Origin of the sequence: Pseudoalteromonas sp. Cn5-37 (assembly GCF_021532495.1) — a bacterium.
Lineage (GTDB): Bacteria > Pseudomonadota > Gammaproteobacteria > Enterobacterales > Alteromonadaceae > Pseudoalteromonas > Pseudoalteromonas simplex.
Genome location: NZ_JAKGBA010000044.1, coordinates 1 through 14,389 on the forward strand (window position 1 = coordinate 1; position 14,389 = coordinate 14,389).

At 41.8% G+C, this 14,389-nt stretch carries 15 protein-coding genes and 1 pseudogene; 2 read left to right on the plus strand and 14 right to left on the minus strand.

The genetic code is table 11. The annotated features are described in order from the left end of the window. Window positions 1-109: 109 nt before the first annotated feature. From L1266_RS20865 to L1266_RS20905, 9 genes are all read right to left on the minus strand, one after another. On the minus strand, window positions 110-670 hold the full coding sequence (locus L1266_RS20865; protein ID WP_235378279.1) for a flavodoxin family protein: 561 nt from the start codon (window positions 668-670) through the stop codon (window positions 110-112). Window positions 671-778: 108 nt separating this feature from the next. Beyond that, window positions 779-1,714, minus strand: coding sequence for an alpha/beta hydrolase (locus tag L1266_RS20870; protein WP_235378280.1), 936 nt, complete (start codon window positions 1,712-1,714; stop codon window positions 779-781). 59 nt (window positions 1,715-1,773) lie between these two features. Then, the gene (locus tag L1266_RS20875; RefSeq protein WP_138617873.1) at window positions 1,774-2,688 is read right to left on the minus strand and encodes an alpha/beta hydrolase; all 915 of its coding nucleotides are present in this window, start codon (window positions 2,686-2,688) and stop codon (window positions 1,774-1,776) included. 387 nt (window positions 2,689-3,075) lie between these two features. Further along, on the minus strand, window positions 3,076-3,489 hold the full coding sequence (locus L1266_RS20880; RefSeq protein ID WP_054553535.1) for an Rrf2 family transcriptional regulator: 414 nt from the start codon (window positions 3,487-3,489) through the stop codon (window positions 3,076-3,078). 1 nt (window position 3,490) lies between these two features. Continuing rightward, the gene (locus L1266_RS20885; RefSeq protein WP_235378281.1) at window positions 3,491-4,411 is read right to left on the minus strand and encodes a DMT family transporter; all 921 of its coding nucleotides are present in this window, start codon (window positions 4,409-4,411) and stop codon (window positions 3,491-3,493) included. Window positions 4,412-4,509: 98 nt separating this feature from the next. Next, window positions 4,510-5,220 carry an AraC family transcriptional regulator gene (locus L1266_RS20890; RefSeq protein WP_328260849.1) on the minus strand — a complete coding sequence of 237 codons (711 nt, stop codon included), beginning with the start codon at window positions 5,218-5,220 and terminating at the stop codon, window positions 4,510-4,512. A 59-nt stretch (window positions 5,221-5,279) separates the two neighbouring features. After that, complete coding sequence (locus L1266_RS20895) at window positions 5,280-5,882, minus strand: LysE family translocator (protein ID WP_138617869.1); 603 nt, start codon at window positions 5,880-5,882, stop codon at window positions 5,280-5,282. A gap of 26 nt (window positions 5,883-5,908) precedes the next feature. Continuing rightward, a complete protein-coding gene (locus L1266_RS20900) occupies window positions 5,909-6,739 on the minus strand; it encodes an AraC family transcriptional regulator (protein ID WP_235378282.1) in 831 nt (276 codons plus the stop codon). 94 nt (window positions 6,740-6,833) lie between these two features. Next, window positions 6,834-7,610 carry a DeoR/GlpR family DNA-binding transcription regulator gene (locus L1266_RS20905; RefSeq protein WP_235378283.1) on the minus strand — a complete coding sequence of 259 codons (777 nt, stop codon included), beginning with the start codon at window positions 7,608-7,610 and terminating at the stop codon, window positions 6,834-6,836. Window positions 7,611-7,810: 200 nt separating this feature from the next. On the opposite strand from L1266_RS20905, the gene L1266_RS20910 reads away from it, so the two are divergent. Further along, window positions 7,811-8,959, plus strand: a complete 1,149-nt coding sequence (locus L1266_RS20910; RefSeq protein WP_054553540.1) for an MFS transporter — start codon at window positions 7,811-7,813, stop codon at window positions 8,957-8,959. 127 nt (window positions 8,960-9,086) lie between these two features. Then, complete coding sequence (locus L1266_RS20915) at window positions 9,087-9,941, plus strand: DUF417 family protein (RefSeq protein ID WP_235378284.1); 855 nt, start codon at window positions 9,087-9,089, stop codon at window positions 9,939-9,941. Between the two features lie 37 nt (window positions 9,942-9,978). On the opposite strand, the gene L1266_RS20920 is transcribed toward L1266_RS20915, so the two are convergent. From L1266_RS20920 to L1266_RS20940, 5 genes and pseudogenes are all read right to left on the minus strand, one after another. Beyond that, complete coding sequence (locus tag L1266_RS20920; protein ID WP_235378288.1) at window positions 9,979-10,863, minus strand: alcohol dehydrogenase catalytic domain-containing protein; 885 nt, start codon at window positions 10,861-10,863, stop codon at window positions 9,979-9,981. 60 nt (window positions 10,864-10,923) lie between these two features. Beyond that, window positions 10,924-11,730 (minus strand): annotated as a pseudogene (dkgB, locus tag L1266_RS20925) (2,5-didehydrogluconate reductase DkgB); the annotation flags it as partial. A gap of 9 nt (window positions 11,731-11,739) precedes the next feature. Then, a complete protein-coding gene (locus L1266_RS20930; RefSeq protein WP_235378285.1) occupies window positions 11,740-12,642 on the minus strand; it encodes a TIGR03571 family LLM class oxidoreductase in 903 nt (300 codons plus the stop codon). A 169-nt stretch (window positions 12,643-12,811) separates the two neighbouring features. Further along, window positions 12,812-14,014: a low temperature requirement protein A gene (locus L1266_RS20935; RefSeq protein WP_138617859.1), complete on the minus strand. Its 1,203-nt coding sequence runs from the start codon at window positions 14,012-14,014 to the stop codon at window positions 12,812-12,814. 12 nt (window positions 14,015-14,026) lie between these two features. Then, the gene (locus L1266_RS20940) at window positions 14,027-14,242 is read right to left on the minus strand and encodes a hypothetical protein (RefSeq protein WP_235378286.1); all 216 of its coding nucleotides are present in this window, start codon (window positions 14,240-14,242) and stop codon (window positions 14,027-14,029) included. Between the last annotated feature and the right edge of the window lie 147 nt (window positions 14,243-14,389).

A 14,389-nucleotide genomic window follows, 5' to 3' on the forward strand; every position in this document is an offset into this window, starting at 1 on the left:
ACGAGGGCTTGATTATAGTGAGACCAGTTTGTGATTTTGCTCATTGTTGTTGCACGGGCTAGTAGGATATAGATGATCTGATCACAGGCTGGCAAGATAGTTCAAACTTTTAGGAAACAACGCCGTACCTGTGAGAAAACGTTTTTGCGCCATTTGCCCGAACCAGCTTTTCAAAATCATCAATAAAATGCTGTTCGAACTTACTATTAAAGGTATTAAATAAAATCACATTTTTACCTGAAAAGTCATTATTTTTTGCAAACTGCCATATCGGTGGGGCAGGGCTATAAAGCCAAATAGGCGAGCCTAAATAAATGGTGTGATACTCTTCAAGGTTAATATTACTCGGGGTAATTGTTGCTACGTTGCTTCTGGCATCATTAAGAGCGGCTATCCAACCAGGAATACCTAACTCGTAATCTGTCGCTGTTATCTCAAACAGCTCCGCGTTATGCTTTTGTGCTATGTGATCTGCTAAAACCCCAGTATTACCAGAGCGAGAAAAAACCACGACGGCTGTTTTGGCATCAAGCGTGATTCTCGGCTCAGCATTTTGTAGATGTAAGCTGTTTTTAGCATGCTGTGATTTTTCGGTTTGTGTGACCCAAATGGCAAGAGATAAAAGCCCTAATACGACCACTGCGAGTATTATAAATAGCCATTTAATCATTCTGTTAACTCCTAAAATCGCAAATTCAAATCAACAACAAAAGTAAGTTAGGCCAAGCATGAGGCCTAACTTCTTTGCTTTATGCATGCTCAGCTTACAAGTGCCTTTTTATAAATGCTTGGTTAAAAAAGGCAGTATCTGCTGCATCGCTAGCGCAACTGGCTCAGGCTTATCGTACAGGTCATAGTGCGACCAATCTTCTAGTTCAACGAGTTGTCGGTCTTTTGATGAAAATGATTTTCCGTAAATTTCTTTACCGTCACGGTATGCACCAAATGCCCCTACTTTTTGACCAATTACAGCCATCATAGGTTGAGTCATTAATGTTTCGGCAAACGCGAAAGCATCCCACGTGAGGGTTTTTTGTGCATGAGAAAATAACATACGTGTTGCGCCACCTTCGCTTTGACCACGCGGTGTTTTGTAGTAATCAGTCGCTTCGAAAACATCACGTTCAGTCAGGCCATTGTCGCGGGCAAACTCAATGCTTGGTGGGAGTAATTCGTTAACTTGTAAATCACCACCAAGTGCTTCAGCAGTACGTTGTGCTGCCATCGCTTCAAGTGCGCCAAGCGGGTTAAACTCGGTGAATGCTTCTCTAAATAAACGACCTAAATTAACTGGTGTGATGCCGACCACGGCTTTTACGCGTTTTTCAGTCAGTGCAGAGTTAAATACATAAGCACCCCCACCACATACCCCAATGCTACCAATGCGCTCCTTATCGACATAAGGCAGTGTCACCGCATAATCAATAACATGGCTAATATCTTCAACACGTTGTGATGGATTTTCAATAAAGCGAGGTGTACCGCCAGATTGACCTTGATAGCTGGCATCGAAGGCAATAACCACATAACCCGCTTCAGCAAGTGCTTTACCATATACACTACTTGAGGTTTGTTCTTTACAGCTACCAAATGGGTGAACACTGATCATGGTTGGGTAGGTTTTTGACTCATCAAAATTAGCAGGTGTTAAAACAAGTGCTGAGATAGCCCAAGTCATATCGTGGTTTTGAATACTAACTGTTTGAATGTTCATATTTTTCTCCTAAATACCGTTTAGGTATGAGCCCTGTTTGGGCTCATACGGATTAATAATTACAGATTGCTTGTAAAGAAAGGGGCTAATACGCTGATTGCTTCAGTGATTTCACTTTCGCCATCGTATAGGTCCATGTGGTTCGCACCTTCAACGATGTACATTTTTTTGCTGCTTGATGCTGCGCGCGCCATTAGGTCATCGCTCATCCACTTGCTGCCTGCATTGCTGCCGACGACGGTCAGTAATGGTTGCGTTAAAAATGCTTCAGCTTTAAAGAATGCATCATAAGTGATGATTTGATTTAAGCTGCGTGCAGTCGCAAAACCCGGTGCAGTGCAATAAGCTGCGCGGTCTGTGTGGTAGTATTCCCACGCTTGGCGAAGCTCTTCGTTTGGTGCATCTTCTTCTTTAAGTGGTGCCATTGGGATGGTCGCAATCTCGTTACCACTTGCATCCGATGTGCGAGAATCAGAGCCAGCTTGGATATATGGGATAGCGTCGCTGTCTTTTACATTGTTATCCCAGCCATTACGGAACATTTGGCCAATATTTACCATGCTGACTGTGCCAACGGCTTTAATACGGCGGTCGTTAATTGCAGCATTTGCGGTGTAACCTGCACCCGCACAGATCCCCATTGCGCCAATGCGATCATTGTCTACATAAGGTAAGGTCGTTAAGTAATCGATTACTGCACTCACATCCTCGGTACGAACATGTGGGTTTTCAAGTTGGCGTGGCTCGCCTGTGCTTTCACCTTGGTAAGATGCATCGTATGCAATAGCGACAAAACCTTGCTCAGCTAGTTTACGTGCGTAAGTCCCTGCTGTTTGCTCTTTAACACCACCACCTGGGTGCGATACTACAACGGCTGGGTATGTTTTTGTTTCATCAAAATCAGCAGGTAAATTTAATAAGCCCGCGATAGTAATATCTAAACCGTTCGTGTTTGGAAAAGTAACTTTGTTCATGAGCGTAAATCCTCTTTGGGTTAATAAGTAAGGACAGAGACTATTCTCGATTGCAGAGCTGTTTGCTTTGCGTCCTTGATTGAGATTAAGTATAGGAGTGGGCTGAAACGAATGTTTGCCTAAAATGACAGGGTGTTTGTCTAAAATGCCGAAAAAGCACTATGGCAGGCAATCAGAAAATGACCAGGATAGATTGGGAATTTACTTAATTGCTTGAAATGGTCGGGTTTGTAGGGTGTTTAGAGTGCTTGCTCTACATGATGGCAGTGATGGGATTTTATTTCTAAAATCGAAATACCGCTTGCTTTATAAGTATAAGGCTCTTAATTAGGCTGTGATTGCCTATTTTTATTGCCGTAAGCCAATTAATAGGCAGTGTAACGACGCTTATTTTTTAAATTGACTGGCAAGCTCTGCAAGCGACACTTCAGCAAAACGTTTTAATAACAGGGCTTCTGCATCGTCCATTGCGTTTTGCAGGGCGCTGTTAACTGCATGTTCGATAGGGCAGTTGCTGTGCTCATCGGTTAGACCAATTACAAACAGGTTCTTTTCGCCAAGCGCTTGGTGAATATCAAATAAAGTGATGTCTGTTAAGGGAGTGGCCAGTAGCCAGCCGCCATTGTGACCTTTGATTGCCGACACATAACCTGCTTGACGCAGTAACGCCATTGTACGGCGCACGACCACAGGGTTGGTCATTAACATGTTTGCTAATGTCTCTGATGTAATAGGGTGGCTGTAACTGTTTAAATGGATCAGCACATGCAAAACCCGTGATAATCGGCTGTCTTTTCTCATCTTAAATCGTCAATATGCGTTTTTTGCAGTGTATCACGAACTGCTTAATATTGACCGTTTGAATTACCAAACTAACGCTCACTAAACTAATCCCAAGCCAGCCAATTTGCTGAAATTGCTCATTTAAAATCACAATAGCCAGTACGGTGGCGATAATCGGCTCAAGTAAAGTAATGAGCACGGCTTGGCTAGCCGCGATGGTTTTTAAGCCAATACTAAATAGCCAATAACCTAAAAACATCGGTACTATGGCCATGTAAAGCGCCACGCTGGTATTGGTAACCGTGGCAAAAAGCGTATCTCCAGTGATCAATAACGAAGGCAAGAGTACACATGCAGCGCCACCAAATAGGCTTGCCATGGTCGCTCTTGAATGAATGCCGTAGCTAATTAAGCGTTTGGCAACCCATGAATAACCCGCATAGGTAAGCCCTGCAATTAAGCCAAGTATAATGCCGATGTTTTGGCTAAACAGCCCCTTAGCAGCAAGGTTATGCTCTTTACCTAACGCGATTAAGCTAATGCCAATAGCACCAAAGCAAAAGCTGACTAGCCAGCGAGTTGCAATGGGCTTTTTCTCAATTAAGTATTCCAATAAGACGGTAAATAAAGGGGCGCTGGCAATCGAAACAACGGTGCCTATTGCCACACCAGCGCTATTCATCGAGGTATAAAATGCCAGCGGATAAATAGCCACACAGGCTGAACCTAGTAGGGTTAGGGGGTAGTGCTTACGCAGTGTACTTGCATTGTTTATTAGCTGAGTTAGTGAGGTTAAGCAAAGTAATGCGCCGCCAAACCCCATCGCAAACGCACCTATTGCAAAAGGGCTAATGTCTGGTGCAAAGCTTGCGGCTGTGCCTGTTGTGCCCCAAAACACACTGGCAACTAAAACGGCAATGGTCGCGATGGTATGGTTCATTGATGATTCGCTTTAAATTTAAGATATCAAAAGCATAATCAAAATTGATGCAAGGTTTTTGACAAAAAGGACGGTTTTGTTGGCGTTTAAAACTAAAGTTATTTTTTGAACTTGCTTGGTGATAAGCCAAAGTACTTTGAAAAACTACGGCTAAAAGATGAAAGCTCATTGTAACCAACTAACTCACTAATACGCTGCAACGGGTAGTCGGTATGACTGAGTAAGGCTTGGGCTTTTTCCATTCGCTGTTTAGTTACATAGTTCATGACAGTTAATCCGGTTTGTTGCTTAAACAGCAGCTTAAATTGCGTAGGGCTTAAACAGGCAATGCTGGCAAGGTGTTTGATATGAAGAGGAGCGCTTAAGTGACTTTCAATATAAAGCAGTGCCTCGCTAATACGGCTGTCGACCTTAGGCTGCATAATTTGCTCAGCTAACAGCAAATTGAAGGTGTTAAACATGGCAAGTTCTAATTCACGATTAACCGCTTGCTCAAGTTGCTTTGCCACAAACTGCAAAAATGCCCAAAGTGATTGATTAATAGCAAACACGCAGCGTTCAGCAATCGCTAGGTTATCTGGTAACTTTGGCATATCGGCCACCACAAATCGAGCTTCTGGCATTGCGGTAAAAAGATGCGTTTGCGAGGCTTTGACAACCACGCATTCACCGGGGGCGACTTTACCTTGAAAATCACCGACACTGATAGCAATCACACCTTTTAAGGGCAGTACAAGTTGATGATAGTCATGGCTATGACTAACAGGCTTAGTACTGTAAGAGCGGATAGATAGATTGCCTTGCATCATTTTGTGATAACCGTTTGCTGAATAAGGCTATTATGCCTGTTTGCGAGGGATGATCAATTTTAGGCCATTAACGGGGTTAGCACATGCTCGTAGGCAATCATTAGCGCAACATAAACCAACAAAACAGCCATTAATTTATTAAACATGTTAAAAACACCCGGCCGTGATACTTGCTTGCCAAGCACCAAGCCCGCTAACGAGTAACTTGTAGGCGCACCGAAGGCAAGGATGGCTAAAATAAAAGACCAAAATACGATTGCAGCGCCAGTAATATCGGCGCTTGGGAATTGAATCGTAGCAATTGGCAAAGTGGCCACCAAGGCTTTTGGATTTAATAGCTGCATAAACAGGCCATCGAAAAAGCTAAGTGAGGCATCTGCTGAGGTATCACTCACCTGTACATTTGCTTTTGCGACTTTCCAGGCAATATACAAAATATAGCCGCAACCAATTAAGCTCACATAAGGCAAAAACTGCGGATTGATCACTTGCAAGCCAAGGTAGCCAAGCAGCACAAATAAGATAAACATCGCGCTACCCACGCCGATAAAAAAACCAAGGTGTGAACGAGTTTGTTTATTTAAGCCGCTGCTTAAACCGAGTAAATTGATTGGCCCAGGGGTGTACATAATGCCAATAGCATATGCAAAAATATCTGCCATAACAGCTCCAAATCAGTCATTTAGCTCTATCTACGAGCCCATTGCAGTTGAAATTGTTTTGGTGTCATACCAAATGCTCGTTTGAAGTTACGATTGAGGTGGCTGGCATCAGCGAAGCCAGATTCAACCGCCACGCTGGTGGCATCACGGCCAACCTGTAACGCTTTACGGGCATAATTAATACGACAGTTCAAAACATATTGATGTGGAGTAATACCGAAGTGCTCGCGAAAGCGGCGGATAAAATGAAATTTCGACATGGTGGCAGCATGGGCAATGTCATCAATAGAAATGTCATTGTCGATATTTGCCAAAATGTAGTCTTTTGCACGCAGAAGCAAGCTATCAACACGGGTGCTTAAAGTTGGCAAATCAAGGCTACCGTTGAGCCTGACTAAAGACTGCGCCATTTGCAATACTGCTGCTTCTCGCTCTATTTTGCTGGTGCTATTGGTTTGTAAAAGCCTTGATAAGTGAATCACTTGATTACGCAGTAATGGATCAGCATACAAGGTGTTTGCCATACGTAATGTGCAATCTTGCTTATACCCAAGTGCTTTGAACAAAGGCTTAAATTCATCGGGATGAATGTACAGCATAAGATACTCTAGGTTTTGCTCAGTGCCAGAGTGACCATCGTGAATATCTTCAGGGTTAAACAAAATGACATTGCCAGGTACGCTTTTATAAAACGCATTACGACAAAAGAAATCTTGCCGCCCTTGTAGAGTAATGCCAATTGAATACTCTTCGTGAGCATGTTTTGCATAGGTAAAATCACTCATAGTTGCAGTCAACATCGAGATGCTCTGATACTGTTCGTTGTTAATGTACTTAAAGTGATTGTCTTTGCTCACAGATGCTCCTGAAGGGTGTGCGCTTCGTTATTATTCCTACGCCAATATAGCGAAGCTGGCAACCTAAAAACTTGAACAAAATTGCTGTTTTATTTTATTCAGAGGTACAGACAAGTTCTAATTCAGTGTCTTTAAATTCAGCGAGTTTTATATCGTTTTTCTTGGCGTCAGTAATTAAAACAGAAATAGCGTCTAACGCTGTCACTTTATGCCTAGCGACTGAAGACAGCTTTTCTTCAGTAACGGCGATTAATACATTATTGCTTTGTTTTACTATAGCCTGTTTAAACTGTGCATCTTCAACGTCAAACGCTGAAACACCCACCTCAGCATCGATTGCGCAAGCGCCTAAAACTGCTAGGTCAAAATGCATTGTTTGTAATTGCTTTAACGAGCAACTACCAATTGCAGCGCCTTGTTGCTTACTTATTTTTCCACCTAACAGAATCACATCACATTGTTGGTGTGATTGTAGTGCAATAGCAATTGCAGGCGTGTGGGTAACCACCGTTAAGGCAAGATCGTGTGGGATCATACTTGCAATGGCTAAATTGGTACTGCCAGAATCAATAAAAACAAATGCATGCTCTTTAAAGTAAGGAATACACGCTTTAGCTAAAAGCTGCTTACGGTCACTATTTAAAACCATTCGTTGCACTAAACTGCCATCATTTTGTGCATTAATGACAGCGCCGCCATACACTTTTTTACACACCCCTTGATTTGCTAATTCTTGCAGATCTCGGCGGATCGTATGTTCTGAGACATTAAGTTCTTTGGCTAATTGAACACACACAACTCGGCCGGTTTGTTGTAAATGATCTTTGATCAGTGCTTGCCTCTGATCTGGGAATGAAGCATAATCGAGCATAAATAATCATAATTGAGCAGTTTAAACTGAGTCTAATGTAGCATTGCATGCTCGTTTTAGCAATTTTGTGATTGTTTAGAGTTAAATAGCTCAATAACTAAGCCTTAGCTTAGTTATAAACTGGAATGAGGGAAGGTGACGGGTTTTAACCTAGTCACTTACCCTGCTCGATTGTGATGTTTTATGGAAGGTTTTGCTTGATGTTGTTAGAAAGGTATCCGTTTAAAAAGCGCGAAGTACTCGTTACAAGGTTACTATTTTTGTGTGCAGGTTTAGCCACGGCTACGTGGGCATCGCTCATACCAGTCATTAAAGCGCATATTGGCATTGATGAGAGTACTTTAGGGTTGTTGCTTTTGTGTCTTGGTGCAGGTGCAATATTTGCTATGCCTGTATCAGGTGCGCTCGCAACTAAGTATGGTTGTAAACGTGTATTACAGCTCTCAACGATGATGATTATTTTTTGCCTACCATTTTTTGCTTTAGTAAATAGTGTGGCTAGCTTGGCAACTTTACTGGTGATTTTTGGCCTTTCTATCGGCGCAACTGATTGTGTTATGAACATTCAGGCTGTGTTGGTTGAAGAACGTTCTAAGCTTTCACTTATGTCTGGTTTTCATGGCTTTTACAGTTTAGGTGGTATTTTAGGGGCGGGTGCTGTAGCAATGCTGCTAATTGCTGGTTTTTCGGCATTCGAAATCTGTATGCTAATGGCGGCGATAGTATTACTGTGTTTGATCTTCGCAAAGAGAGACTTACTTCCTTTTGCAAGCCCCAATGAAGGTCCTGCATTTGCGCTCCCAAAAGGCCCGGTGATTTTAATTGGCATTATTTGCTTTGCAATGTTTCTCGCAGAGGGAACCGTTTTAGATTGGAGCGGAATATATTTAATTGATTATCAAAATGCATCAACAGGAATGGCGGCATTAGGGATTTTTAGCTTTTCAGTCACAATGACTTTAGGGCGCTTATTTGGCGATCGCATTATTGCAAAGCATGGGCAAAGGGCTGTTCTGACTATAAGTGGTTTAGTAGCAAGCCTTGGCTTGATAATCGCTATTGTATCAATGAGCTTTTATGTTGCGCTATTTGGTTATGTGTTAATGGGAATAGGTTGTGCCAACGTTGTACCAATTATGTTTTCTGCGGCAGGGAAGCAAACCTACATGTCGCAAGCTACGGCAATTCCTGCTGTAACAACATTTGGTTATTTAGGTGTATTAATGGGGCCTGCAAGTGTCGGTCAAATTGCACATTTTTCTTCACTTGCGTCTGCATTGGTCGTAATAGCGATGTTAATTGCTTTGGCGACTATCTTTTCACTCTTTGTGAAAGTTTCACAAGACTAACTTTATAATTGTTATTATTCAAAAGGTTATATGTATTTAACAGGAAAAGGTGATAGTAAATTATAAAATGGTGAATGTTTTTATCCCTAACTTAGGTCTTCTAATTGAGTTTTATAGAGGGGTTTAAATGAATTTACGTACATCAAATAATTTAGTGATTGCACTTATTACTATCAGTTTTTCTTTATTGGGTTTGTCTTTTATTTTGGGGGCAAACCCCAATGCTATTGGCAGTATATTTTCGTTTTATGGTTTAGAGACTCAGGTACCTGATCATCTCATGAGTATGATTGCAGGCTTTGCACTTTGTTTTGTAGGTATTACCAGCCTTCATTCTCATTTAGGATTTATTAATAGGGCGCTTCCCACCGTGACCGCTCTTATTATTGCACTTACCTGTTTACTTACATTGCTCAGTGCAAATCGTTGGCTTGCAAGTGAAGGGGGTTTTCCAGTAATTGGTTCGGGGCAGGGTATTATTAAGTATTTTGCTGTTATTCCTTTATTTTTATTTGTGTTTTACAAAGATGTTTTGAGTGATAAAGCGCATGTTGCTTTGAATTATGCATCGGTGGCATTAGTGTTGGTTTGGATTGGCGCAATGAAGTTTTTTGCTTTTGAAGCAAATGCGATTGTTAGCCTTGTTGAGTCTTCACCGTTTATGTCTTGGTTGTATATTGTTTTTAGCGTGCAAGGGGCATCAAATGCGATTGGCATATTTGATATTTTGAGTGTGGCGCTGTTAGGTGTTGGCTTGTATATCAGAAATGCGAAACTTATTTTACTTGCTGGACTAGCCTGTTGCTCGGTATTTATCATGACACAAACATTTTTAATTACCGCACCTAATGCGCTTAGCAGCGTTACAGTGTTTGAGCGATTAGGTCAGTTTGTAATTAAAGATCTGTGGTTTATAGCGAATTTAGTGATTATTTATCATTTAGCTGTATTCAACAATACACCTAAAGAAACAGCAGAATAAAATAAAAAGGCCTCAGAAGAGGCCTTTTAAATGATAACTAAACAACTACAACGGCTTTTTGCTTTTGAACTTTAGAAAACTCAAGGGCATCATTGAGATTGTTAAATTCAAAGTCAGTGGGTTCTTCAACATTTAAAGTACCCGACGCAATGTCATTAAGGAGCTTTTCGCCATCACTTACAAGATGTTGCCATTGCTGTGAATCACCATAATCGTGTAATGCACCAAGGGCAATTTCATGATAAGAAATAGTGCGCGTGAATGGTTCATCGACTGGGGTTTCAATGCGTCCTAAAATACTGATCACATGACCATTTGCCTGTAGAAGTGGCACTAACTTTTTAGCTTCTTCAGGGCCATTAGCATCAAAGAGTGCAAAGTAGCCACCTTCAGATGGTGCGTCGCGTAATACTAACTTAACGCCAAGCTTTTCGGCTTGCTCAGTCGTTAGGCTTTTTGATAAAGCATGTACTTCAAAGCCACTGTGATTCAGCATTTGTGTCAGCAGTTTATTAACAGCTCCCATGCCGGTTACTAATACTTTTTCGTCTTTGCGTAATGGTATTTTGCTAAAAGCTTGCCATGCAGTAAGCAGTGGGCAAGGTAATGCAGCAGCAACATTGACAGCTAACCCTTTTGGCACCTGCATAACACGCTCTGCATAAAGTACTGTGTGTTTAGCAAAGCTGCCGTTTTCACTCAAGCTATGATGATAAGCGACTGTTTTACCAATTAGTTTGGTATCGACGCCATCGCCTACCTGCTCAACAACCCCAGCACCGTCTACGCCAGGTGTATGTGTATCTGCCCAATTTATAGGGTCAGCTTGAATAAACTTCCAATCAACTGGATTAATACCAACCGTTAGGTTTCGGACCAAAATTTGCCCTGCTTTAAGTGCTGGTACAGCTTTCAATCCCAAAGCGAGTGCTTTATCAGCACCTTGAAACTGCCAAGCATGAGTTGTCTTTACTTCATCATGATCCCAGTCAGGAGCAAAATCCGGGTTTGCTTGCCTGTCGCCGCAACTAAGGGCATCAATTTGATTGATCTCGTCTTGGCTTAAGCTAAGCGAAAGGGCATTTAAGTTGATAGCCATATTTTCGCGTTTGGTAGATGACGGTATCGTCACCATGTCATGCGCTAACTCCCAAGCAATGACTACTTCAGCGGTGCTCACTTGGTGTTTGTCTGCAATCGCTTTGATGGTTGGATCTTTAAGTACTTTACCTACCGCAAATGGCATATAGCCGGTAACGAGAATGTCGTTTTGGGCACAAAAATCACGTACCTTTTGATTGGTTAGGTAGGGGTGAACTTCAACTTGATTGGTAAATAATGCGCCTTTTGGCAAAATACTTAAGGCTTCTTCCATTTGTGCAATGGTAAAGTTTGAAACACCAATTTCTTTCGTTAAACCAAGCTCTTTTGCGGATTGTAATTCACTCAAATACTCATGCATGCTTTCGCCATTGGGTGGGCTTGGCCAATGAATAAGCAGTAAGTCGACGTAATCTAGTTGTAGTTTAGTCAGGCTCTCTTTTACGCTGTTAATAAAGTCCGTTTTATTTAACTTATCATTCCATACTTTGGTGGTAATAAATAACTCACCACGTGCAACACCACTGTCTTTAATCGCTCGGCCAACAGCTTCTTCGTTACCGTAAATTTGCGCAGTGTCGATGTGTCTAAAGCCCTCTTCAATAGCTGTTAGCACACTTTGATATGCAACTTCGTCTTGTAATCTAAATGTACCAAAACCCAGTTTTGGCATAATTGATTGTGACATCATAACTCCTTAATTATGGAACGTGGGCAAAACATGTTCGCCGATGTGCTTTAATGCCCATTCAATGGGTAATTCGTTACGTCTAAAGTGCAGGCCGATGTGATTCACACCGGCATTTTTCATTGCCTTTAGCTCTGAGATGAGTCCGTTGACGCCTGTTTCAACCCCAAAACGATGACGTTTTATAGGTGCATCAGGATCATCTAATAAATTTAAATGAATAAAACTAACGTACGGCTTATTTCCTGCGACCTCTCGCCACAAAGCGACACGCTTTTGATGATCATCTGGTGTGCCTGGGTAAGCAAGCCAGCCGTCCATGTTTTCGCCAACCCATTGAGGGCTTTGCTGAGCAAGACCTGCTACATAAAGTGGGAAATTTTTCACTTCTGGTAGTAGCTTTTGACCCGCTTCTAAAGGTCGCTTAGGGGCGCCTTTTAGTAGCGAAACAGATTCACGTAGTTGCTCACCACGGCTTGCAAAATCAATATCGAATAAAGGATATTCAATAGGTCTATCACCGCTGGCAACACCTAAAATTAGCCGATCATTACTAAGCGCTTGCACAGTATTTGCTGCCTTTTTAACAAGCCAAGGTTGGCGCAATGGCAATACCACCGCTGCGGTGCCAAGTAATATATTCTTGGTTTTAGCTGCTAAGTAGCCAAGGTAACTGAAGGTTTCATAAACTTGGGCGGCATCACCAAATTGCGGGTCATAAATCGGTACGTCGCGAACCCATGCCGCTGCGTAGCCAAGCTCATCAGCAAGTTGAACACGTGATTCATGGTTAGCTAAATTAGGGATCCCAAATGATTGATTTGATTGTTGATTGAAATGTGCCCAATCATTATCAAGTGGAAGTTCAACCCCAATTGAGAATGGTTTTTGCGCTAATTTATCAAAACTCATTATGACTCCAAACTTTAAGGGACATAGCTAAGCAATACTTAACAATTTAATGCCGCCCTGAAAGTGATTTATGATTAAGTAATGAGGGTATTGTGGCGCTAAATTTATTTGCTAAAAACAGCAAGGATAACAAAACACCTTTGTCGTTTTTGCAAAGGTGTTGTAATCGTTATGAATTAGCTTCTTCTTTTGAAAGGGTAAAGTATGCGCGAGTGACTGGGTAGGCAATTTGTGAAATCAGTGCAGTGCCCCAAAGTAAGTTGCCAATGAGCGAAGGCACATGGGGTAAAATAGGAATAGTAACCAAGGCAAGTATAACGCCAAACATTCTTACTTTGGCTGTAGCAAAACGATGGGCTACGCGATGTTCGATCATTAGCTGGATCCACAATAAGCTCAATAAGTAGCCTGCTAACCCTACACAACCAATGACACCATATTTTAGGGGGTACGGCTGCCAAAACCCGGCTTTCACTTCGCCGGCGAGTGCAACGCCAACCATAACTGCACATAGCATTAAAAATAGGTGAGCTAACCACCAACTAACGAGTGTCCATTTGTGTTGATTTTTAGGTTTACCATTGCCAACAAAATCAAAGTAAATCCAGCATTGCACAAATACCGCAATACCACCAAACATAAAGTTAGCCAGTACAGTGGGGTCGACTTTATAAACTCCTTTTTCAGATAAAGTAATCACCAATTTAAAGAAACCTTCGCCTACGACAATAAGCAGTAAAAGGGCGAAGCGCTCAGACATATGCCCTAGGCGTGGTAAAAAGCGTTTATTTTCAAGTACTCCAATTTTTGGAGCCATATATAAAACTTGGATAGCGGCAATCGCAGCGCCAAACACCCAATAACGATAGGGGGCAGGCATAAATGCTGTGGTAGCAAAAATGATAGCAAGAGCAAAGTAGTTACGGCTCACACTGCGTGCTAATTTTGTTGATTCGACCCCCAATTGATTGGTGCGATGAAATAAATAAGCTGTAATAAGGCGATTAGCAGCATAGGCTAATGCAAAATATGTCCAACCTTTATCAAGTACATGAGGGAGCGAGGCAGCCATAACCATGGCGGTAACAATTTGGCAGGCCATGATCAGCCGGTGTTTTACATCAGTACTGACATAGAGTGAATTAAAAACACTGGAGTCAGCCCACGCAAACCATACGGTGATGAACAAACCTGCAAATGTAAGAAAACCACTTAAATGTAAGTGGTCGCTCAAAAAATTACCTAGCAAAAAAATGATTACCACATGGATAAGGTCATAAAATAATTCAACCCAATGAACATGGTCATGTGAACTTTTTAAATCTAGGTGATGCTTAGGTAAGCGCCACATTGGGTGGTTTTCTAATGCCATAATTGATCCTATCTATTTCCTTTCGACAATAATTGCAGTGATGGTGGTTTCACCCTCATTTTTGACTTGATGAGTCCATGCGTCATGCCACATCACATAGCCATTAGGGATCTCAATTGTTGTTTGTGACTCTTTAGTACTGATGGTCGCTTTACCACCTGTCTCAAAATAGACTGTTTCAGCATTATGCTTATGCCAATTATCTTGCTCACCTGGTGCTAAAGTCATACGTAAAACAAGTACTTCACTGTTGAACTAAGCCGCTACGCGGAGATCCTATTCTTATAATTTGAGCCACACTTACCTTGGGGTTATCCCATAACTTGGAGGTAAGTCATGAATACACTCATTGAACAAGTCAAAACTGAAATAGCC

Excerpts from the sequence above, each read along its gene's own strand:
- L1266_RS20870 (WP_235378280.1), bottom strand. The coding sequence starts at position 1,714 with ATGAACATTCAAACAGTTAGTATTCAAAACCACGATATGACTTGGGCT.
- L1266_RS20905 (WP_235378283.1), bottom strand. The coding sequence starts at position 7,610 with ATGCTCGATTATGCTTCATTCCCAGATCAGAGGCAAGCACTGATCAAA.
- L1266_RS20895 (WP_138617869.1), bottom strand. The coding sequence starts at position 5,882 with ATGGCAGATATTTTTGCATATGCTATTGGCATTATGTACACCCCTGGG.
- L1266_RS20880 (WP_054553535.1), bottom strand. The coding sequence starts at position 3,489 with ATGAGAAAAGACAGCCGATTATCACGGGTTTTGCATGTGCTGATCCAT.
- L1266_RS20865 (WP_235378279.1), bottom strand. The coding sequence starts at position 670 with ATGATTAAATGGCTATTTATAATACTCGCAGTGGTCGTATTAGGGCTT.
- L1266_RS20930 (WP_235378285.1), bottom strand. The coding sequence starts at position 12,642 with ATGAGTTTTGATAAATTAGCGCAAAAACCATTCTCAATTGGGGTTGAA.
- L1266_RS20890 (WP_328260849.1), bottom strand. The coding sequence starts at position 5,220 with ATGATGCAAGGCAATCTATCTATCCGCTCTTACAGTACTAAGCCTGTT.
- L1266_RS20940 (WP_235378286.1), bottom strand. The coding sequence starts at position 14,242 with ATGACTTTAGCACCAGGTGAGCAAGATAATTGGCATAAGCATAATGCT.
- L1266_RS20910 (WP_054553540.1), top strand. The coding sequence starts at position 7,811 with ATGTTGTTAGAAAGGTATCCGTTTAAAAAGCGCGAAGTACTCGTTACA.
- L1266_RS20875 (WP_138617873.1), bottom strand. The coding sequence starts at position 2,688 with ATGAACAAAGTTACTTTTCCAAACACGAACGGTTTAGATATTACTATC.
- L1266_RS20935 (WP_138617859.1), bottom strand. The coding sequence starts at position 14,014 with ATGGCATTAGAAAACCACCCAATGTGGCGCTTACCTAAGCATCACCTA.
- L1266_RS20885 (WP_235378281.1), bottom strand. The coding sequence starts at position 4,411 with ATGAACCATACCATCGCGACCATTGCCGTTTTAGTTGCCAGTGTGTTT.
- L1266_RS20915 (WP_235378284.1), top strand. The coding sequence starts at position 9,087 with ATGAATTTACGTACATCAAATAATTTAGTGATTGCACTTATTACTATC.